The 20,063-nt window shown below is 70.7% G+C and carries 19 protein-coding genes; 7 read left to right on the top strand and 12 right to left on the bottom strand.

What is annotated here, in order from left to right:
• Positions 1–25: 25 nt before the first annotated feature.
• On the top strand, positions 26–1,576 hold the full coding sequence (locus tag ACFYV1_RS29620; protein ID WP_389398677.1) for a YncE family protein: 1,551 nt from the start codon (positions 26–28) through the stop codon (positions 1,574–1,576).
• A gap of 29 nt (positions 1,577–1,605) precedes the next feature.
• Positions 1,606–2,328 carry a DUF1775 domain-containing protein gene (locus ACFYV1_RS29615; RefSeq protein WP_389398676.1) on the top strand — a complete coding sequence of 241 codons (723 nt, stop codon included), beginning with the start codon at positions 1,606–1,608 and terminating at the stop codon, positions 2,326–2,328.
• A 443-nt stretch (positions 2,329–2,771) separates the two neighbouring features.
• Here the strand turns inward: ACFYV1_RS29615 and ACFYV1_RS29610 are convergent, their stop codons facing one another.
• Positions 2,772–3,731 carry an alpha/beta hydrolase family protein gene (locus tag ACFYV1_RS29610; RefSeq protein WP_389398675.1) on the bottom strand — a complete coding sequence of 320 codons (960 nt, stop codon included), beginning with the start codon at positions 3,729–3,731 and terminating at the stop codon, positions 2,772–2,774.
• A gap of 120 nt (positions 3,732–3,851) precedes the next feature.
• On the opposite strand from ACFYV1_RS29610, the gene ACFYV1_RS29605 reads away from it, so the two are divergent.
• Together ACFYV1_RS29605 and ACFYV1_RS29600 are read left to right on the top strand one after the other, a co-directional pair.
• The gene (locus tag ACFYV1_RS29605) at positions 3,852–4,505 is read left to right on the top strand and encodes a TetR/AcrR family transcriptional regulator (protein WP_389398674.1); all 654 of its coding nucleotides are present in this window, start codon (positions 3,852–3,854) and stop codon (positions 4,503–4,505) included.
• A 330-nt stretch (positions 4,506–4,835) separates the two neighbouring features.
• Positions 4,836–4,982, top strand: coding sequence for a hypothetical protein (locus tag ACFYV1_RS29600; protein ID WP_389398673.1), 147 nt, complete (start codon positions 4,836–4,838; stop codon positions 4,980–4,982).
• A gap of 200 nt (positions 4,983–5,182) precedes the next feature.
• Here the strand turns inward: ACFYV1_RS29600 and ACFYV1_RS29595 are convergent, their stop codons facing one another.
• The 11 genes from ACFYV1_RS29595 to ACFYV1_RS29545 all read right to left on the bottom strand — a co-directional run bounded on the left by ACFYV1_RS29595 (position 5,183) and on the right by ACFYV1_RS29545 (position 16,923).
• Positions 5,183–5,842 carry a cytochrome b gene (locus ACFYV1_RS29595; protein ID WP_389398672.1) on the bottom strand — a complete coding sequence of 220 codons (660 nt, stop codon included), beginning with the start codon at positions 5,840–5,842 and terminating at the stop codon, positions 5,183–5,185.
• On the bottom strand, positions 5,835–6,938 hold the full coding sequence (locus ACFYV1_RS29590; RefSeq protein WP_389398671.1) for a catalase family peroxidase: 1,104 nt from the start codon (positions 6,936–6,938) through the stop codon (positions 5,835–5,837). Before ACFYV1_RS29590 ends, ACFYV1_RS29595 begins: the two co-directional genes overlap by 8 nt.
• Before the next feature lie 152 nt (positions 6,939–7,090).
• Positions 7,091–7,447 (bottom strand): hypothetical protein, encoded by a 357-nt coding sequence (locus tag ACFYV1_RS29585; protein WP_389398670.1) that lies wholly within the window; start codon positions 7,445–7,447, stop codon positions 7,091–7,093.
• Positions 7,448–7,665: 218 nt separating this feature from the next.
• Entirely contained in the window at positions 7,666–9,642 is a 1,977-nt protein-coding gene (locus ACFYV1_RS29580) for a BTAD domain-containing putative transcriptional regulator (RefSeq protein ID WP_389398669.1), read from the bottom strand.
• A 756-nt stretch (positions 9,643–10,398) separates the two neighbouring features.
• Positions 10,399–11,115 carry a cytochrome b/b6 domain-containing protein gene (locus tag ACFYV1_RS29575; RefSeq protein WP_389398668.1) on the bottom strand — a complete coding sequence of 239 codons (717 nt, stop codon included), beginning with the start codon at positions 11,113–11,115 and terminating at the stop codon, positions 10,399–10,401.
• Entirely contained in the window at positions 11,099–11,851 is a 753-nt protein-coding gene (locus ACFYV1_RS29570) for a molybdopterin-dependent oxidoreductase (protein WP_389398667.1), read from the bottom strand. The genes ACFYV1_RS29575 and ACFYV1_RS29570 overlap by 17 nt, the downstream gene beginning before the upstream one ends.
• A gap of 216 nt (positions 11,852–12,067) precedes the next feature.
• On the bottom strand, positions 12,068–12,466 hold the full coding sequence (locus tag ACFYV1_RS29565; RefSeq protein WP_389398666.1) for an SRPBCC family protein: 399 nt from the start codon (positions 12,464–12,466) through the stop codon (positions 12,068–12,070).
• A gap of 152 nt (positions 12,467–12,618) precedes the next feature.
• A complete protein-coding gene (locus ACFYV1_RS29560) occupies positions 12,619–13,125 on the bottom strand; it encodes a copper chaperone PCu(A)C (RefSeq protein WP_389398665.1) in 507 nt (168 codons plus the stop codon).
• Positions 13,122–15,467 (bottom strand): heavy metal translocating P-type ATPase, encoded by a 2,346-nt coding sequence (locus tag ACFYV1_RS29555; RefSeq protein ID WP_389398664.1) that lies wholly within the window; start codon positions 15,465–15,467, stop codon positions 13,122–13,124. Before ACFYV1_RS29555 ends, ACFYV1_RS29560 begins: the two co-directional genes overlap by 4 nt.
• A complete protein-coding gene (locus tag ACFYV1_RS29550; protein WP_389398663.1) occupies positions 15,467–15,691 on the bottom strand; it encodes a hypothetical protein in 225 nt (74 codons plus the stop codon). Before ACFYV1_RS29550 ends, ACFYV1_RS29555 begins: the two co-directional genes overlap by 1 nt.
• Positions 15,692–15,882: 191 nt before the next feature.
• Complete coding sequence (locus ACFYV1_RS29545; RefSeq protein ID WP_389398662.1) at positions 15,883–16,923, bottom strand: LacI family DNA-binding transcriptional regulator; 1,041 nt, start codon at positions 16,921–16,923, stop codon at positions 15,883–15,885.
• Positions 16,924–17,143: 220 nt separating this feature from the next.
• On the opposite strand from ACFYV1_RS29545, the gene ACFYV1_RS29540 reads away from it, so the two are divergent.
• From ACFYV1_RS29540 to ACFYV1_RS29530, 3 genes are read left to right on the top strand one after another with little or no spacing between them, the layout of a single operon-like run.
• Positions 17,144–18,049 (top strand): ABC transporter substrate-binding protein, encoded by a 906-nt coding sequence (locus ACFYV1_RS29540; RefSeq protein WP_389398661.1) that lies wholly within the window; start codon positions 17,144–17,146, stop codon positions 18,047–18,049.
• Complete coding sequence (locus tag ACFYV1_RS29535) at positions 18,046–19,143, top strand: amino acid ABC transporter permease (RefSeq protein ID WP_389398660.1); 1,098 nt, start codon at positions 18,046–18,048, stop codon at positions 19,141–19,143. Before ACFYV1_RS29540 ends, ACFYV1_RS29535 begins: the two co-directional genes overlap by 4 nt.
• Before the next feature lies 1 nt (position 19,144).
• Positions 19,145–19,888, top strand: a complete 744-nt coding sequence (locus tag ACFYV1_RS29530) for an amino acid ABC transporter ATP-binding protein (protein WP_389398659.1) — start codon at positions 19,145–19,147, stop codon at positions 19,886–19,888.
• Positions 19,889–20,063: the final 175 nt, after the last annotated feature.

Genomic DNA, 20,063 nt, shown 5'->3' with positions numbered 1-20,063 from the left:
TACCCGAAACACCTTGGAGAAGAGTATGCCTTCTGCACGTCGTGCCACCTGGATGCTGGTCGCCACGCTGGGGGTGGGGGCCGGCGGGCTGGCCGCCACGTCCATCGCGCAGGCCGAGCCCGCAGGGAAGGCCGGCACCGTCCGTGCCGACGAGGCGGCCGGGCACCGCCCGATTCCGATCTCGGGCCGGGACCGCCTCTACACCGCCGACCAGTCGTCCAACACGGTGTCGGTGATCGACCCTTCCACGAACAAGGCGCTGGGGACGATCGCGCTGGGCGACCAGCGGGTCGGCAGCGCTTTCAGTCCGCAGTACGGCGGCGACTCGGGTGTGCACGGGCTGGCGATCTCGCCCGACCAGCGGCGCCTGGCCGTGGTGAGCGTGTCGAGCAACACCGTCCACATCGTCGACACGCGGACCAACAAGGTCCTCAGCACCACCGACGTCGGCCGTGCCGCCCATGAGGGCAGCTTCACCTCCGACGGCAGGCAGTTCTGGGTCGCGAACCGGGGCAGGGACACGGTCTCGGTCGTCGACGCCGTGCACGGAGGCGTCATCGCCAATGTGCGCGTGGGCGAGGGGCCGTCGAAAGTGCTCATGAGCCCGGACGGCAGGAAGGCGTACGTCAACCACACCAGCAAGCCCGAGATCACCGTGATCGACGTGCGCTCCCGCAAGGTCAACAAGCCCATCACCGGCCTCGGTGCCACGTTCTCCTCCGACCAGGCGATCTCCCCCGACGGCAAGCGGATCTGGGTCTCCCACAAACGTGACGGCAAGATCACCGTGGTGGACCTGGTCCGCGAGAAGGCCGTCACGGTCCTCAACACCGGCCCCGACACCAACCACCCGCAGTTCGTCGACAACCGCCAGGGGAAGTTCGTCTATCTGACCATGGGAGGGCTGGACCAGACCTGGGTCTACCAGCGGACCGATGGCGCGCCGCGGCTCATCACCAAGATCAAGAACCGTGGGCACGCACCGCACGGAGCCTGGGCGAGCGGTGACGGCTCCCGTCTGTACGTGGGCCTGGAGAAGTCCGACGCGGTCGACGTCATCGACACGGCCACCCGCAAGGTGATCGACACCATCGCCACGGGACAGGAGCCGCAGGCCATCGTCTACGCCACCCGGGTCGCCCGCCCCGGCAGCGCGCAGGGCCTCGGCCGTCAGGGCCTCGGCCAGCAGGCTCACAACGTTCCCACCGTCCTGCCGGACGGCACGGCCGGTGACACTCTCGACCCGGTCAAGGGCCGCGTCCTGGAGGCGACCATCCGCCCGGTGAGCGGGCTCGACATGATCCAGCTCCAGGCACGCGGGCTGAAGCCGAACACCGTCTACCAGGCGTACGCCGTGGCCGCCGACGGCAAGAAGACCCCCGTGCGCTCGTTCCCCACCGACGCGAACGGCAAGACGCCCATGGCACTCGCCTTCGGCGCCTTCGACGGCGAGAGCATCTCCATCGAGGTGAAGGGCGAGGCGACCCCGGTCCAGAAGGCGGCGTTCGCCGCTCAGGGGAGCATGCACGGTCACGCGGTGAAGACCGCCGACCTCCTGTACTGCGACTGCTGCTGATCCCGGCGCTCGACCGAGAGGACGTTCCCATGCCCCGCCGCACCCGACGGCACATCTCCCCCTTGATCACCGTTGCCGCCGGTGCGGCGGGAGCAGTACTGCTCTCGGCCGGGTCGGCCGCGGCGCACATCAGGGTCATCGGCGATGTCATCCCCGGAAAGCCCGCCACCCTCCAATTCCGTGTCCCCAGTGAGCTGGTGGACGCCACCACTGTCCGTATCGCCGTCGCCGTCCCGCCGGAGCTCGCGGTCACCGCCGTGCCGGCCCTCGAGGGATGGAAGGAGCAGACCGTCGCCGGGCCCGCGGGCAAGGGCACCCAGGTGGTCTGGACGGCGGAGTCCGGCCACGCGATCGAGCCGGCCGCCAGCCAGACGTTCAAGGTGAAGGTCGGCCCCGTACCGGACCAGTACTCCCTGACCTTCGACACGGCGCAGACCTACTCCAACGGCACCACCGCCGCGTGGAATCAGAGGCAGACCGGCTCCGAGGAGCTGGAGTTCCCCGCACCCGTACTCGTCATCAACCCCAGTGCCAGTCCGCCGCCCGCAGCGACGCGTGACTCCCCGCCGCCGGCCGAGCAGCGGACGGCACCCGCACCGTCCGTCGCAGCTGCGCCCACCGCCTCGGGCGACACCCAGGAGACGGAGTCGTCCGCCGGCCTGTGGGCGATCGGTGCGGGAGGCATCGCGGTCGCCGCGATCCTCGTCGTCGGGCTCCGGCGGCGCCGGAACAACGTGACATCACGGTCATGACACGTGTCGCCGTGGGCGGTGTCCTGGGCCCTCGGACGGCGTGACCGGGGACGGCCGGTTCTGCCGGACAACTGGCCGTTGCCCGGCCTCTCATCGCCTCGGAAGGGCCTCTTCGATGCCCGATACGCTCTACGCCCCCGCCCCCGCCGAAGCTGACGCGCCGCAGAGTTCCGCCGGCCGGCGAGCCGGAGCGGTCATGTCGACCAACGCGGTGCAGTACGGGCGGTCCGGCATGGCAGTCGCACTTGCCCTCGTCGGTGAGACCCTGCGGATCGATGTCACGGACCTCGGAGAGCCGATGTCACGTCCCGCACCGCTGTCGGACGACGAGCACGGCCGTGGTCTCGACACAGTCGGCTCAGGGCGTTGTCTCTGCGCCGGGCTCCGCCGGTGCCGCCGGCCGCGCGTTCTGCCTGCCCGGCACACGGCCGGGCCTGTTCGCCCTACTTGGAGTCGACCCGTCCGAGCGAGTCGGGGCTGATGGCCAGTGCGTCGCGTGCGGCCTTCCAGGCCGAGTTCCCGGGGTAGAGCTCGCTGCGGAGGTAGGCCCCGGTGAGACGGGCGAGGGCGGCGACCCGCTCGGGGCTCTCGTCCGTGGTCTCGGCGGCGTCGTATCCGGAGACCCCGCCGAGCCCGTGCTCGGCGTCGAACAGGGTGAGCAGCGACTTGGGGCCCGGGGCGAGCGTGTACGGATCGGCGTGCCAGTCCGGGCCGGCGACCGTGAGGAAGGCGGAGTCGTCCTTGTCGCCGGCGACCACCAGCGTGGGTGCCGTCATGGTGGAGAAGTCCGTGGTCAGGAAGAACGAGTAGTTCTCGACGGTGAACTCGGTGAGGGCGTCACCGCCCCGTCCGGGCGCGGCGAGCAGCACACCCGCCTTGATCCGGGGTTCGGCCAGGTCCACCTCGGTTCCGTCGTGCGGATCGGTGAGGCGGGCGCCCAGCAGCAGGCTCGCGGTGTGCCCGCCCATCGAGTGCCCGGCCACGGCGACCCGGCTGTGGTCGAGGCGCCCGAAGAGCTGCGGGACGGCGGCCTCTATGACGTCGAACTGGTCGAGGATGCGCTTCATGTCCTCGGCCCGGGTGCGCCAGTGCGCTTTCGTCCCGTGAGCCCCGGGATCCGGGCTCAGCGTCCTGGAGTCCAGATGCGTCGGCTGGATCACCACGAAGCCGAGTTCGGCCCAGAGGTTCGCGAGAGGGGCGTAGCCGTTCAGCGAGGAGAGGTTGTTCGAGAAGCCGAGACCGTGCGACAGGAGGATGACCGGCAGTTCGCTACCGGTCACCGGGGCGGAGACGCGCAGATGCAGGTCCACGGCGCGGTCGGGAGCCGGGAGTACCACCGGGCTGACCGACAGGACAGGTGTGGGCGAGCCGGGAGTGCCGGTGGCGTAAGCGGGATTATTCATGATGAGCGTGCCTCTCGACGACCCCTGCCGCCGGTCCTGGCCGGCGGCGGCGGGTATGGCGGAGCGCCCGCCTTCAGCTACGCTAAAAGCGGATCAATGTTCCACTTACGATACGGAACGGTGATCCGTTTCGTAAATCGTCACGGGAAGGAGTGCGTTGTGCCGACTGCAGGCCAACCCAAGGGGGCGTCCGCCCGCAGCAAGAGGGCGGACGCGGTACGCAACCAGCAGACCCTGCTCGACGCCGCCGCGGAGGTGTTCGTGACCTCGGGAATCGATGCGCCGATCCGGGAGATCGCAGCCCGGGCGGGGGTAGGGCTGGGAACGCTCTACCGCCACTTCCCGACCCGGGCGGACCTCGTCACCGCCGTCTACCGCCACCAGATCGAGGCATGCGCCGAGGCCGGCCCGAAGCTCCTGGCCGACGCGGCCTCCCCGTTCGACGCGCTGCGGCAGTGGGTGGACCTGTTCGTCGACTTCCTGATCACCAAGCACGGGCTCGCGGACGCCCTGCAGTCCGACAATGACCGCTTCGCCGCGCTGCACACCCACTTCCTCGACCGCCTGATGCCCGTCTGCGCCCAACTGCTCGACACCGCGGCCGCCGCCGGCGACATCAAGCCCGGTGTCCAGCCCTACGAACTCATGCGCGGCATCGGCAACCTCTGCATCGGGCAGGACACCGATCCCCGCTACGACCCCCGCCGGCTGATCGAGCCACTTCTCCAGGGCTTGCGCCCACCGCACTCACCCGACGGTGACGACACGCGTTGACCTCGTCAGCCTCGACGAGGTCAACGCTCCCTCCTCATCGCGCTGACGCAGGCGCAGACGCCGACGCCGACGGCATCGAGCGCCTGGTGGGCACGGACGCGCGGCGCGGGGATCCGACGACAGGCCACGCCGGTGAAGCGCGCGGTCCCGCTCTGCTTCGGCAGCACCCGCTCCTCACTTCGCGTTCCGTACCCGTCGGTGGCAGCCGTACCCGGGTACCGCGCGAGACCGCCGCGCTCGCGCCGGACGAGACGGTCCCGCTCAGCGGAAACCTGGAGGGCAACTCGCTGACAGCCGTCGACCCCGCCCCCCCGCGAGACGATCGGCACCGTGAAGGGCGGCGGCCTGAAGGGCTCCCGCCAGGCCATCGGCTTCAGCGCCGACTCGAAGACCGCGTGGGTCCTCAACGAAGATCTGACCGTCGCCGAGGTCGACGCGGAGGACCTCGAGGTGACCCGTGTCCTCGGCAAGCGCTGACCACCCGCAACGGGCTGCTGCCGGGCCGCCGAGCGGCCGGCGGCGGGCAACCGAGGCTCCAGGAGGCCGGCTTGCTCGAGAGCACTGAGCGGGGCCGCCGACGAACTGAGGGATGAAGAAGTCCGCCGAGAGCCGGTGGGGGCTCTTGGCGGACCTCGACGTGCTCCGCGTCGAGGCGGAGAAGCGCGACCGGCCAGGTGTCAGGCGCGTCGCCCGTCCGGTGGCTCACATCGTGGCGACCTCCCTGCGGGCCGGCCCCGGCGCAGCCGGCTCTTTCGAGGAAGTGTCCACAGCGCCATCCTGCCGAGGAGACCGTCCCGCAGCACCAGGACGTGGAACAGCACGGCCAGCATGTGCAGTGTGAAGAGAAGGAAGAGCGCGTAGCCGAACACCAGATGCGCCTCGCGCAGTGCGGCGAACAGCGCCGGATCCGCGGGCGCGATGGCGGGCAGACGTACACCACCCACCACGAGCGGGGTGTCGGACGCCGACACCATGGCCCAGCCGATCAGAGGCTGGGCCACCATCAGTCCGTACATGAGGCTCTCGGACGCCGTGGCCGACCAGCGTTCGACCCGGCTCATCGACGGGGGATGCGGGGGTGCCCGGTGGGTGAACCGGTTCACCAGCCGGATCACAGCCAGTGCGAGGACGGCGACACCCAGCGGCTTGTGCACCGAGAGGAGAAGGCGGTAGTCGCCCAGCGAGGCCACCATGGCCGCCCCGATGAAGAGCATGGACACAATGGCAACGGCCATCACCCAGTGCAGCCAGCGTGAGAAGTACGTGAACTGTGCCCGGGCCTCGGTGGGGGCTTCGGCGGCCTCGGGAACCTCGGGGATGTCTTCGGTGTCAGTCATCGATCTCTCCGGACACCTGCACCGCGCTCCTGCTCGCGGGCTCGCCGGCACGTCGCGCGAAGGACTGCGCGTACGCCGCGGAGCGGGCGCTGAGCAGCGGGTCGCTGGACGGAGCGATCCCGCGGGGCACCACTGTGGGATCGAAGTTGACGTCCCGTGAGTTGCCCGCCGCTTCGGTGTTGACGGATGTGAGAGTGAGAACCCCGGTGTCGATCGTGCGGCGTGTGCCCGGCCAGGGCAGGGTGGCGTCGTCGACGGGATCTTCAGGACGGCCGATGGTGAGTACCAGCCGCCACCGCAGGGGGCCGCCGTGGAATGCGCTGATCAGCGTGTCGAAGAGCTGATTCCTGCCGAGCTGTCCCGCGACGGCCGGACGCACCGGCTGGAGAGGGACCAGCGACCAGCGGACTGGGACGGTACCGCCCGAACTGTTCGTGAAGTGGAAGGCGTTGAGCCCGTTGAACGTGCTGTCCGCGAAACCCGAGGTGGGCGGGTGCTTCTTCGCCAGCTCCATCGCCCGCACCGTCTCGGGATGCTCGGCCAGGAAGGCGGCGGCCTTCGCCGGATCCGGTCTACCCGTACCGGGTACCACCTTGAAAGCAAGCATCCGGTCGTAGAAGCCGCGAGGCGTACGATCCTGGAAGACGGGCAGGTTGATCATCGCGGTGCGCCACTGCTCACCGCCGGGAAGGTCGAACCGCAGTCCGAGACCACGCACTGTTTTCGTGGCGTCGGCCACGTCGGGGGTCCCTCCGGACAGCGAGAACCTGCCGATCACCGGCGTCCGTCTGCCGGCCTCGAAGACCACCGCCTCCGACACCGCGCTTCCGGCCCCGTTTCCGGAGAACGAACCGGTGACGCTGACACCCTTCGCGTGGTTCCTTCTGAACCCCGGATGCTTGCCGAAGACGCTTTCGAAACCATCCGTCAGCCGAGCAGGTGTCAGCTCGTCCGGGGGCAACCGGCCGCCCGCGTATAAGAACGCCCCGATGTCCACCGCCCCGACCCCGGCCACCGCCCCCAGACCGAGCAGCGCGGTCCTGCGGCTCGGCGCGGTGCACGCGGGCCCAGGGGACCACACGTCCTCTTGCTCCACCAGATATCTCCTCTCGATTTCCGCCCGTCGGCGCGCTGGACGATGACGTGTCGGGGGATACGCGCCGAAGTGCCGCAGTGTTGACGACACAACGAAGAAAGGCACGTCACAGCCGGCGAACTCCGGCGCCGGGGGGCCGCCGGGGCTCGGCCCTACTGCTCGAGGCCGACCAGTCGCGCGCTGCTGCTCCACAGATCAGCGGCGGCGACCTGGGATGTGACGATCCGCGTCCTTCCCTTCTCGTAGTATCCGCCGGATTGCCAGCTCCGGCCCGGTTCGGTCGTGGCCAGCCACAGCATCTGCCGGGCGCCCTTGTCGGGCGATTGGAAGAAGAGGCGTGGAACGGGTGACCTGAACAGCGTGCCGACAGGGCTCCTGCTGCTCCGGGCGAAGTTCGAGGACACGCCTCCCGGGTGGAACGCCGCCGCGGACAGCCCTCGCGAGTGGAACCTGCGATGGAGCTCCTGTGTGAAGAGGATGGTCTTCGGCGCCGGTGGTGTCTGCGGCATGATTCCGTCCTTCGGTCGGTTTCGCGTTACGTTGCGTCGAGGACTGCGTTGAGGGCTGCGTTGAGGGCTGCGCCGAGGGGGGACGACCGCGGCGCGCGGGTCCCCGCGAAGCTGTGCCGGGCAGGTTTCAGAGGCGACCCGGGCTGAATCCGCCCGGGGCAGCCTGCACGGCAAGGGCGGTTCAGCGCAGCGTGGTGAACCATTCGTGACCGTGCTGTTCAGACATGCACTTCTTCCTCCGGCTCCGAAGCAGCTGTCCGGGAAGGAACCGTGACCGGTGCCATCGGGCCGGCCGCGCGCAGGTGGCCGACGAGGCGCCCCGGATCGGTGACGTCCCGCCCGGTGAGCTCCCGCGCGATCACGGAGTGCAGCAATTGCCGGGACGAGGGACTCAGCGCGTCGAGCAGGACTTCGCGGACCATGTCCGGCAGCAGGTAGTGGCCTCCGGCCTGTACTCCGGGATCCGAGCGCCAGACGACGAGCCTCCCGGCCACCGAGCCGTCGACCAGTTCCAGCAGCCGCTCGTGCTTCACGCCCAGAACAGACGTGAGAAGACCGATGTCCAGCAGCCCTCCGTCAACGGCGGCGTGGGTCAGCATCGTTCTCACCGGATCGGGGCGCTCGGCCAGCCGTGCCTGGACGATGCTGCGGACCGAGGCCGGCACCCGCGCGCCCTCTCCGGTGCGTTGACGGGGCGGAAGCTTCAGCAACTCGCCGAGGACGAACGGATTGCCCGCGCTGCGCCGGTGCAGCGCCTGCGCCTCGGCGGACGAACCGCTTTCGCCGCGGCCCGCGAGAATCGCGGCCACGTCCTCGGCTTTCAGGGGCTCGAGCTGCAGCCAGGTCGTACGAAGCCGGGCCAGCTCCGCGAGCAGTGCGCCGGCGGGAGGGCATTCCGTGTCCCGCACGGCGCATACGATGACGACCGGTACGTCCCGCAACAGTCTGGCCAGCCGGCACAGCCGGCCGTAGACGTCGGACGTCGCCCAGTCCAGGTCGTCGACGACACACAGCGTGGGTGCCCACGCGACCTCCCGGATGAGCGTGGTCAGCACGTCCTCGTCGCTGCGGTCCCTCGTGCCGGTGTCGGGGCCCTGCTCTTGCAGTCCGTCCAGGAGCTGGGTGATCGGGCAGCGGAAGGTCACTCCGTGGCTGCCGTCCAGGACATGTCCGCCGCTGGCCCGGGTGACGGCGAAACCGGCCTCGGCGGCCTGCGCGGCGAACTCGTCGAGCAGCCGGGTCCTGCCGGATCCCGGCTCGCCACGGATCACGGCCCACCGAGTGCCGCCGGCCGCCGCATCCTCCAGCACGGCATGGAGCCGGCCGGTCTCCTCGGTGCGGCCCGCGAAAGGCATCCCGGCGACAGGCTGAGCCCCGGACAGGGTCGTGGCCGACCGGGGCGGCCGTGGTAAACCGAGAACGGCGGTGTCGTGCCTCAGGACGGCGAGGTGCAGATCACGCAGGCCGGGGCTCGGGTCGAGGCCCAGCTCACGGGCCAGTGTGCCGCGGAACCGATCGTACTGACGGAGCGCCTCCACCGGCCGCCCGGCGGCGTAGAGGGCGCGCATGAGCAGCGCCCAGGAGGTCTCGCGGAGCGGGGCGCCGATGGTGAGTTGCTCGGCGGCGTCGACGGCCGGCACCAGGTCGCCCTGTCGGATGAGGATCGTGGTCCGGAGCTCCTCGGCGTCCTGGCGGGCGGCGTGGAGGCGGGCACTCTCACGTACGGCGAAGGAGTGCTCGGCGGCCTCCCCCAGGGCCGCCCCCCGCCACAGGCCGAGTGCGGCGTCTATCTCCGATCGAGCACGCGGCAGTTGTTGCTGCCCGAGCGCATCGCGGGCCCTGACCACGGAGGCTTCGAAGGCTGTCGTGTCCCGTGCGTTCCGGGGCACGCGCAGGGCGTAGCCGGAGGGGCCGCTGACCAGCACGGAGGACCTGCCCTCCCGGACGGGGTCCAGGACCGAGCGCAGTCGGCTGATGTGTGCGCGGATGGAGGACACCGCTGCCGCGGGCTGGTCGCTTCCCCACAGGGTGTGACGCAGCTCCGTCAGGGAGACGGCTCGGCCGTCCTCGATGAGGAGGCGGGTGAGCAGTACTCTGCGTTGCCGCGGGCCCAGGTCGAGTGCGTCCTGCCCCCGCAGCACCACGACAGGCCCCAGCACGCCGTACCACAAGCATTGGTCCTGGGTCGCGTTCACCGGGTCGGCTCGATTCCCGCCGACGCTGTGCGCGGGCCACGTTTTCGGGACGACATGCTCGTCGCGGGGATACGCGGGTCCGGGTCGTTCTGTTGAAGGACAGGGCAAGGGCGCGGCGTGCACCTCGCCCAATGAGCGTCCTGTACGGCGATGGCGAGCCCGCTGCACAGGCGGCCGGGCCGGAACCGGACTCGGCCCGGACCGGACGGGCGGGTGTCGCATCCAGGCTCCGTTTCCCAGGACGGCGGCTGGCGCTTCATCAGGATCCCCCAAGAGTGTGAAGACAGAAGCGGTGGTCGTTGGTGGCTGTGGCTGTGGCTGTGGCTGTGGCTGTGGCTGTGGGCGTGGGCGTGGTGCGTGCATTGCCGGGGCGAGTGGCTCCGCCGGTCCGTGGTGCGACAACGATGTCCCGCATCCGAGGAGTGACCGATCCTTCGGGCACGGCGTTGACGGCGCCGGGCGCAGCTGAGGACAGACAGTGAACCGGGGTTGCGGTGACGTCACCCGCGGCGCATGGCCCGGCCGTGCCCGGAACGAGGCGCCGCCGGTCGGATCGACAACTGCTCATGCCCGGTCTACGCGGCACAGCAGGAAAGTGTTGAACAGGCGCCCGCACACGCATGGAGAGCCGTCGTCATCCGCGGTCGGTGGCGCACGGATGCACGTCGATGAGGGTGCTCACCCGGTCCTTCGACGACTTCATGGCGGACTGTGCCACGCTCACAACCGGGCCGGTGCCGCCGATGCCGTATCCGATCACTCCGGTTCGGCCCGTACGGAAGGTGCCTTCACCAACTGGTCCGACGGCCTGCCGGGATCCGGGCGGCGGCCGTCCGACTCCTGTCGCCACAACCGGTGTTCCCGGTCCGCCCACGCCGGTGACACCGTCCCGCTCCACATGCCTTCACGGGCCCCGGGGTCACCGGACGCCTTCCAGACGTGGGCGGCCACGACCGCCACGATCGCCGACGCGAGCCAGTCATGGACGAACGTCGCCCCCATCCGCAGGGCCAGGGGCCAGAACTGTGGGAACCAGAGCATGAGTCCGGTCCCCACCATGACGATGCCCGCACCCGCCGTCCACGACGCGTAGACCTTCTGGCCGGCGTTGAACTTGCCCGAGGGGACGTCCGACCTGCCGCGCCGCCGCACGGCGGCCTTCAGCCAGCGGCGGTCATGGTCCTCGAACCGGCTCAGCCGGCTCAGGTCCGAGCGCAGCGCACGGGAGGCCAGCCCCAGCAGCACCGGTACGGGGAGTCCGATACCGGACCACTCGTGCAGGACGACCATCAGCCTGCGTCGGCCGACGAGTTCGGCCAGTGGCCCGATGTACAGGCACGCCGCGGTGGCGACGCACACCGCGGCCAGGGCGGCGGTGCTCTGGTGGACCCGGCGTTCTGCCGGAGTGAATCTCAGGAGCCGGGCCCGGCCGGAAGGGCCCGCGGGTGCGGCGGTGTCAGACGGTCGGGGCATCGTCACGTCCGTTCGAGCGGCCGACCCACGCGTCGATGTCGTAGCCCAGGCGCTCCCAGTAGCCGGGGATCACATCCTTGGTGACGGAGATGCCCGAGAGCCATTTCGCGGACTTGTAGAAGTACATCGGGGCCACGTAGAGCCGTACGGGGCCACCATGGGCGTGGGTGATCGGCTTGTCCTCCATGGAGGTGGCGACGATCACGTCGGGCCGGCGAGCCTGCTCCATGGTGAGGCTCTCGGTGTACTCGCCGTCGAAGCAGGTGAACCGGACCGCCTTGGCCTCCGGCGACACCCCGGCGGCATCGAGGATCGTGGACAGCCGCACCCCCGCGAAGGGGGTCTTCGGCACTCGCCAACCGGTCACGCACTGTACGTCGAGGACGGTCCGTTCCTGAGGGAGCGCGGCCAGATCGGACATCCGGTAGGTGGCGGGCCTGTCCACCAGCCCGTCGACCGTGAGGCGGTAGGTCGTCGCGTTCTTCTCGGGAACGGAACCGGTGACCGAGTAGTAGCGGAAGTGATTCCCCGGAAGCAGACCCGACAGCCCTGTCGGATCCCTCTCCGCGACGGTGTCGATGCCGTCGGCGATCACGCGCTGAACGGGACCGCCGGCGACGACGCCCAGAGCGCCCAGGCCGACCATGCCGAGCAGGACGCGCCGCCCCACCGGGGTGCCGCGGCGGTCGGCATCGCCTTCTTGGAGAGGTGCCGGCACCTCGGAATGACTGCTCATACCCCTGTGTACGCACCATGGCCCGGACCTGTTGAACAGGCGTCGGCAGGCAGGGCGAAGAGCCGTGCGCGCGAGGGGCCGTCGGTTGCCGGGCGGGCGGGCCGCCTGCCGAGCGTTCGGCAGCGACGCGCCGGCAGGCAGCGGGCCACGGCGGCAGCGCAGGCAGACCGCGCCCAGCCGTCTCGTACGCCGAGCCTGCCCTCCCCGGGGCCCCGTTCAGCTCTCCGCGTGCTTCTTCAGGGCCTCACCCAATGCCGTGCATCCGTCCTTGATCTGGTTCACGACGCCGCCCGTCACGGGGACGAGAACTCCGCGGAGGGTCTCGTGCTGTTCCAGAACGGTCCGTCCGGCCGCGTTGCCGACCAGGCGGAAGCAGTGCTCCGTGTCCATCAGCCCCGGCACCTTCAGCCGCGAGGCCCAGCGCAGTTCACTGCCGGGGCTCACCCGGACGATGCGGCACCGGGAGGTCGCGGCCTGCCCACCCGGCAGTACGGCGTGCAGCGTGATGACCTCGCCCTCGGCGACCACACCCTCGGCACTGCGGTAGTAGGGGTTCCAGTCCCGGTGACCATGAAGGTCGGTGAGTATCCGCGCGCAGGAACCAGTCCTCGGCATCGGCGAGCCGGGGCCGTGCCGCCGCCCGGGTGACGAGCCGCGCAACCCTGGCACTTGGGACGGCGGCGGCAGGGTCCGGCGTCACGCGAAAGGGCGGCCACCGGCTCGGGCTTCATGGGACGGCACGGGCGAGTGGGCCGGGATCCGGGTCCTCAGGCGGTGTTCCGGCCCGGCCGTACGACGGTCGCCAGGACCGTGACCGGTTCGCCGCGTTCGAAGCGCAGGGTGAAGGGGATGCGCTCGCCCTCACGCCAGTCGGTGTCCGGACGGACGGTCACGTTGACGCCGTGCGGATCCATGGTGAGTCCCTCCCTGGCCGGGATCGTGGCGCTCGTCGCGGGTTGGCGATAGGCGGCTCCGGAATCGGTCATGCGATGGCGGCTCAGCTCGGGCGGGACCGCCGTGCGCGGCGAGGAGACGGCGAGCAACCGGTCGGCCGAACCACCGGTGTTGGTGATCGTGAAGAAGGCCGCCGTCTCCGGGGTTGCCCCGAACCTGAGGAAGACGTACCCGCCCTTGACGGCGACTCGTGAGGGGCTGCCCGCGTTGCCGTGCGTGGTCCAGACCCCGAGCCCCACGAGCCCGAGCGCGCAGGCGAGAACAGGGGCGGCGACGGCGGCGAGCGAGGTGCGCAGCCGAGGGGGCAGGGAGTTCTTCACGGCCGGTTCTTCCTGGAGGCGGGGACGTCGACTGGGTCGGAGGTCACAGCACGGTGCGGGCGGTGCCCGGGCCGAGCGGTGGCGCGGTCGGGAGAGGGCTGCCAGTGACGCAGCCGGAGACTGCCGAGGACGACGAGCACGGAACTGAGCGACATCGCGACGGCGGCGAGCATGGGGTTGAGCAGTCCGACCATCGCGAGTGGGACGGTGACGGCGTTGTAGCCGAAGGCCCACACCAGGTTTCCCCGGATCGTGGCAAGGGTGCGGCGGGCGAGGCGTACGGCGTCGCCGAGGGCCTCGATGTCGTCGCGTACGAGGGTCACGTCGGCGGCGCCGATGGCGACATCGGTGCCGGTGCCCATCGCGATCCCCAGGTCGGCCCCGGCGAGTGCGGCCGCGTCGTTGACCCCGTCCCCGACGACAGCGACCCGCAGCCCTTTCTCCTGCAGTTCCCTGACGAGTTCGGCTTTGCGCTCGGGCGTGCAGCGGGCATGCACCTCGTCGATGTGGAGCGCGGAGGCGACGGCGTGGGCCGGGGCGGCCTGGTCGCCCGTGGCGAGGACGAGGCGCACGCCGAGGCGGCGCAGCCGGTCCACGGCGTGGTAGCTGCCGGGCCGTACGACGTCGCTGAGGGCGACGACCGCTTCGGGCCGGCCTTCGACATGTACGACTACGGGGGTCTGCGCCGCGGCCAGGGCCTCGGCGAGCGCCGCGCCGAGTGCTTGGGGGAGTTCGCCCGCGGGGGTGCGGACTTCGACGAGGGTGCCGTCGACCCGGCCGCTCACACCGCTGCCGGGAGTGGCGGCGAAGTCGGTGAGCGAGCCGGGCCGTACGGCATCGGGGCCGAGGGTCCGCTGTGCGTGCGCCACGACAGCGCGGCCCAGGGGGTGTTCGGAGCCGCTCTCGACGGCGGCGGCCAGCCGTAGCGCCTCGTCTGCCACGAGACCGTCCTCGCGGCAGGTCACCCGGACCACGCTGAGGCGGCCGGAGGTGAGGGTGCCGGTCTTGTCCAGGACGACGGTGTCGATCTGCCGCAGGGTTTCGAAGGCCTGGGGGCCGTTGACGAGGAGGCCGAGCTGGGCTCCTCGTCCGGTGGCCGCCATGAGTGCCGTGGGCGTGGCGAGTCCGAGCGCGCAGGGGCAGGCGACCACGAGGACGGCGACGCATGCGGTGACAGCGGCCTGGGCGTCGGCTCCGGCGCCCAGCCAGAATCCGAGCACGGTGACGGCGAGGGTCAGCACGATGGGCACGAACACCCCGGCCACGGCATCGGCGAGTCGCTGCGCGCGGGCCTTCCCGGCCTGCGCCTCGGTCACGAGGCGGGTGATGCGGGCGAGCCGGGTGTCGGCGCCGACGGCGGTGGCGCGTACGAGCAGCAGGCCGCCCGCGTTGACGGCGCCACCCATGACGGGCGAACCGGCCGAGACCTCCTCGGGCTGCGTCTCCCCGGTCACCAGGGAGAGATCGACGGCGGAGGCGCCCTCGGCGACCACACCGTCCGTGGCGATCCGCTCGCCGGGACGTACGACGAAGTGCTGCCCCACGGCCAGCCGTTCGACGGAGATACGACGCTCGGCAGCGCCCTCGCGGACGGTCACCTCCTTGACCCCCAGCTCGGCGAGCGAGCGCAGGGCCGCTGAGGTGCCGCGCCTGGCGCGGGCCTCCAGATGACGACCGAGGAGGACGAAGAGCGGGACGCCGACCGCCGCCTCCAGGTAGATGCCGGCGGCGCCCTCCGAGGCGGAGGGCAGCAGGGTGAACTCCATTCGCATGTCCGCGGCGCCGGCCCCGCCGAGGAAGAGCGCGTACGCGGACCAGAAGAAGGACGCCAGGACGCCGAGCGAGACAAGGGTGTCCATGGTCGCCGCGCCGTGCCGCAGTCCGCGCAGCGCCCGCTGGTGGAAGGGCCGGGCGCCCCAGAGGGCGACGGGCGCGGCGAGGACGAAGCACAGCCACTGCCAGTTGCGGAACTGGAGCATGGGCACCATCGAGAGCACCAGGACGGGGACGGACAGCAGCGTTGTCACGACGAGGCGTTGGGGGACGGCCCGCCCCGTGGCCTCGGCGTCGTCCGCGTCCTGTCGGCCGCTCTGTGGGCCGGCCTGCGGTTCGGGAAGTGCCGCGGTGTACCCCGCCTTCTCGACCGCCTCGAGCAGCGGCGCCGTACCGAGTCCGGCCGGGTGGTGGACGCGGGCTCGGCCGGTGGCGAGGTTGACGCCGGCACTGACCCCCTCCAGCATCTCGAGCTTCTTCTCCACCCGGCGCACGCAGGCGGCGCAGGTCATGCCACCCACCACCAAATCCGTCGTGACGAGCGAGCCGGCCTCGGTCTCCGGTGCCATCAGCGACCGTGCCCCATGCCGCCCATGCCGCCCATGCCGCCCGTGCCGGGGTCCTGGTCCGACGAGACCCCTCGCATGTCCGGAGCGACCGGACCGGCGAGACGGCCCACGCCGTACGAGAGGGCGAAGACAGCCGCGAGCAGCAGCACGAAGCCCGCGAGAACGGCGTAGGGAAGGGAAGGAGCGGAAGGCCGTCCGGTGGGGGGCGGCACAAGATGATTCATGGAAGTGGCTCCGGCTCGGTGAAGGGCCGTGAGCAACGGGACACGGCCGTACGCACCAGAGGTCGGGCCGGGGAGTGCGGGAGTTCCCCGGGCCACGGGTGAGTCACATCACATGGTGGGCTTCTGTCGCGTCCGTACGGCTCCGCCGTGGTGCCCGGCACCGACCGCACCCGGCGGGCCGGGCCTCGTGCTCAGTTCCGGCGTGTGGAGCCGCGGACGACGACGGTGCAGGGTACGACCAGGTTGGCCGGCTCCTTGCCGTCGAGTACGTCGATCAGTGTCGTCACGCACTCGGCGCCGAGCCTGCGGGCGTCCAGGCTGAGGGCGGTCAGGGGGACATCCCAGTCGGTGGTTCCGGTGGACTGGTCGCTCTCCCGCATGACGCTGATCATGAGGTCGTCGGGGACGGCGAGGCCGAGCCGCCGGGCGGCGACGACCAGGGCCTGCCCGTAGGTCTCGTTGAGGCCGTGCACCGCGTCGGGGCGGGAGGGGCCGGTCAGCAGGCGTACGGCTGCCTCCACGGGATCCTCCGCGGCAGCGGGGGTTTCGACGAGGGGAGACTGCCCGGTCCCGGCGCACCACTGGCGGTAGAGGCGCTCGCAGTCCTGGGTGTAGGCGTCGGGCTCGGAGCCGGAGAGGAGGCCGACGCGGGTGGCGCCGGACTCCCGCAGATGACCGAGGATGTCGGCCATGCCGTGTTCGAGGTCGCTCTCCACGGTGGGCACGCCGTCGTATCCGGGGTCGATGGGGCGTCCGTCGGTGACCACAGGAATGCCGCGGCGCGCGCAGTCGGCGAGCAGCGGGTCCTCGAGCGCGGGGTCGACGATGATCAGCCCGTCGGTGGGGACGCGCGCCCACAGCCCGGAGGCCGGGTCACCGGGGACGACGACGAGGGCGTAGTCGTGTTCCACGGCGGTCATGGTGGCGCCCGCCGAGAAGGCGGCGTAGTAGGGGCGGTAGGTGCTGGCCCAGGGGAGGTCCGACATGTGGCCGACGACGAGTCCGAGGATGCCGGTGCGTCCGGAGACCAGGCCGCGGGCCACGGGGTCGGGCCGGTAGCCGAGCTCCGCCGCGGCGCGGCGCACCCGGTCACGGGTGGCCGGCGCGATCTGGCCCTTGCCGCGCAGGGCGTGGGACACGGTGGTGATCGACAGGCCGGTCGCTTCGGCCACGTCGCGGATGCCGATGCGCCGTCCCGGTCCTCTGCCGTGCTGCGGTGTGCGGCTGGTCATGCCTGTGCCGTCCCTCCGTGTCGTCCTCGGGCGCGGCAGCGACCGCACTCCCCGGTGACCGCGCTCCCCGGCGGCCATGCTCCACGAGCCCGCCGGAGTTCGTTCCCGACTTCCGGCGCCCAAAACGTTTTGGTCTCGCCGAGCTCTGACTATTGACGTGCCCAAAACGTTTTGGGCACTCTAGCGCACCACCGGTTCCCGGCACTCCCCAAGGAGCTCCATGCGTACCCTCCGTACCCTCGCCATGCCCGTACTCAGCGCCGCGCTGTTGACGGCCCTCACCGCCTGCGGCGGCTCCGCGTCCGGCGGCGGCACAGACTCCTCGGCGCACACCACCGACTCCAAGGGGTCCCGCACCTACGGCCAGTGCGAGGTGACCGGCGTCCGGGGCTCGATCGACCTCAAGACCGTCGAGAAGGACACCCTCACCGTCCTCGGCGACCTGCCCAGTCCCGGCTGGTGGAACGGCGACACCGCCCGTCAGATCGACAACGGCTACGAGTACTGCATGGCCGCGAACATCGCCTACCGGGCCGGCCTGCCCAAACTGACCGTGCGCAACGTCTCCTTCGACGCACTCGTCGCAGGCAAGGCGGACGGCTTCGACCTGGCGCTGGCGGAGATCTCCATCACCGACGCCCGTCGCAAGGTCGTCGACTTCTCCGCGCCCTACTTCGCCTCCAACATCGGAGTCCTGGTGAAGTCCGGATCCAAGGTCACAGAGGAGAACATCGCGGGCCTGCGACTCGGCGTGAAGCAGGGCACCACGGGCGCCGACTTCGTCCGCGACCACGTACGCCCGAAGAACCCGCCGAAGGTGTTCGCCGGAGACGTCGAACTGCAGGCCGCCGTCCAGGCCGGCCAGATCGACGCCGCGCTCACCGATGTCGCGATCGTGCTGGGCAAGGCGAACTCCTCGCAGGGCAAGTTCGAGGTCATCGGCCAGTACGAGACCGGGGAGTCGTACGGAGCGCTCTACCCCAAGGGCAGTGCGAACACCGCCGCCCTCGACGCGGCCATCGAGGAGCTGAAGAAGGACGGCACGCTCGGCAGACTCGCCTCGACCTACCTGACCAAGGCCTTCGGCGGCGACCCCGAGGCGATCCCGCTGTGGAGCGCCAAGTGACCGTGACCTCACCCCTGCTGACGGCCGGCCGGAGAGATCCGTCGAAGAGCGCGCCGCCTCGGCCGGCCCTGCCGCTCGCCGGCGCGGCGGTGACGGCCGTGCTGGCCACCGTGGCGCTGACCGCGGTCACCGCCCAGTCCGCCGGCCGGGTGCTGCCCGGCACACCGGTGATCCTCGGCGCCGCCGTCGTGACCGTAGCCGTTCTCACTCTGCTCAGACCCGCGTTGCGAGCGGTCCGCTCGGCACGCACCGCCGCCACGGCGTGGAACGAGGACCGGCGCTCCGATGCCCGCCGGGCCGCGTCCGAGGCACGCGAGGACGCCTGGACCGTGCTCGGCTGGTGCCTGGCCTTCCTCGTACTGCTCGGCGCCGTCTGGTTCCTGTGCAGCAACGACCGCGCCGTGCAACGCACCTTCTTCGACGGCTCCGTCATCGGTCTCAGCTTCCGGGAGATCGCGTCCGCCTTCGGCACCAACCTCTACATCGCCGTTGTCGCGCAGGTGCTGATTCTCGCCTGGGGACTGGCACTCGCCCTCGCACGCATGGCACCGGGCCGGGCCGGCCGGCCGCTGCGCCTCCTGGCGACCGCCTACATCGACGGCTTCCGCGCCGTTCCGGCGATCATCATCATCTACCTGATCGGCTTCGGACTGCCCCTCGCCGAAGTGCCCTTCCTCAGTTCGCTGAGTCCGGTCTGGTTCGCGATCCTCGCGCTCACCCTCACCTACGGCGCCTACGTCGCCGAAGTCTTCCGGGCCGGCATCGAATCCATCGCCCCCGGCCAGAGCGCCGCCGCACGGTCCCTCGGCCTCTCGCAGAGCGCCACACTGCGCCACGTCGTACTGCCCCAGGCAACCCGCCGTGTCGTCCCGCCCCTGCTCAACGACTTCATCAGTCTGCAGAAGGACACCGCCCTGGTGAACGTCATCGGCACGATCGACGCCTTCAACCAGTCGAAGATCTTCGCATCGAACCACTTCAACCTGTCCTCGGTCACCGTGGTCGCGGCGCTCTTCGTCCTCATCACGATTCCGCAGGCCCGGCTCGTGGACCGACTCACCGCCCGGCAGCAGCGGCGTGGCAAGGGGGCCTGACATGGCATTCATCGAGATCGACGCCGTGCACAAGAGCTACGGCGGCACTCCGGTACTGCGCGGCATCGACCTGGAAGTCGAACAGCACCAGGTGGTGACCCTCATCGGCGCCTCCGGCAGCGGCAAGTCGACGCTGCTGCGGTGCATCAACGGCCTCGAGGACATCAGCGCGGGCGAGATCAGGGTCGCCGGTGAGGGCGCGTCCGGCCGCGGCACCGACGTGGACCGGCTCCGCCGCGATGTCGGCATGGTATTCCAGCAGTTCAACCTCTTCCCGCACATGAACGTCGTGCGCAACGTGGCTCTCGCACCGATGCGCGTGGCGGGAGTACCCCGGGCCGAGGCGGAGGAACGGGCCCGCACGCTCCTCGCCCGCGTCGGCCTCGCCGACAAGGCCGACCGCATGCCCGACCAGCTCTCCGGCGGACAGCAACAGCGCGTGGCCATCGTCCGCGCACTGGCCACCCAACCGCGGGCCCTGCTCCTCGACGAGATCACCTCCGCCCTCGACCCCGAACTCGTCGCCGAAGTCCTCGCCATCGTCCGTGAACTCGCCGACGCCGGCATGACCATGCTGCTGGCCACCCACGAGATGGGCTTCGCCCGGGAGGTGTCGCACAAAGTGTGTTTCCTGCACCAGGGAGTCCTGCTGGAAGAAGGACCGCCCGAGCAGATCTTCGGCGACCCGCAACAGGAACGCACCCGCGCCTTCCTGCACCGCATCGTCGAAGCGGGGCGCCTGTGAGTTCCCTGAGTCAACCTCTAGGCCGCCAGAGGTGTCTCCGTGCCGTTGATCTTGTTGTTGGTTCGGTGGATCTCGGGGTCGTAGCAGGTTCCGGTGTGCCAGCAGGCCCACATCACGCGCAGCCAGGATCGGGCGAGGATGCGGGCGGCGTGGGGATGGCGTTTCTTGTCCGCCC

The sequence above is a fragment of the Streptomyces sp. NPDC003023 genome (genome assembly GCF_042888225.1).
In the GTDB taxonomy this organism is placed as follows: Bacteria; Actinomycetota; Actinomycetes; order Streptomycetales; family Streptomycetaceae; genus Streptomyces.
The sequence above is the reverse complement of the archived record's forward strand: the minus strand, read 5'-3'. Positions and strand labels throughout refer to the sequence as shown.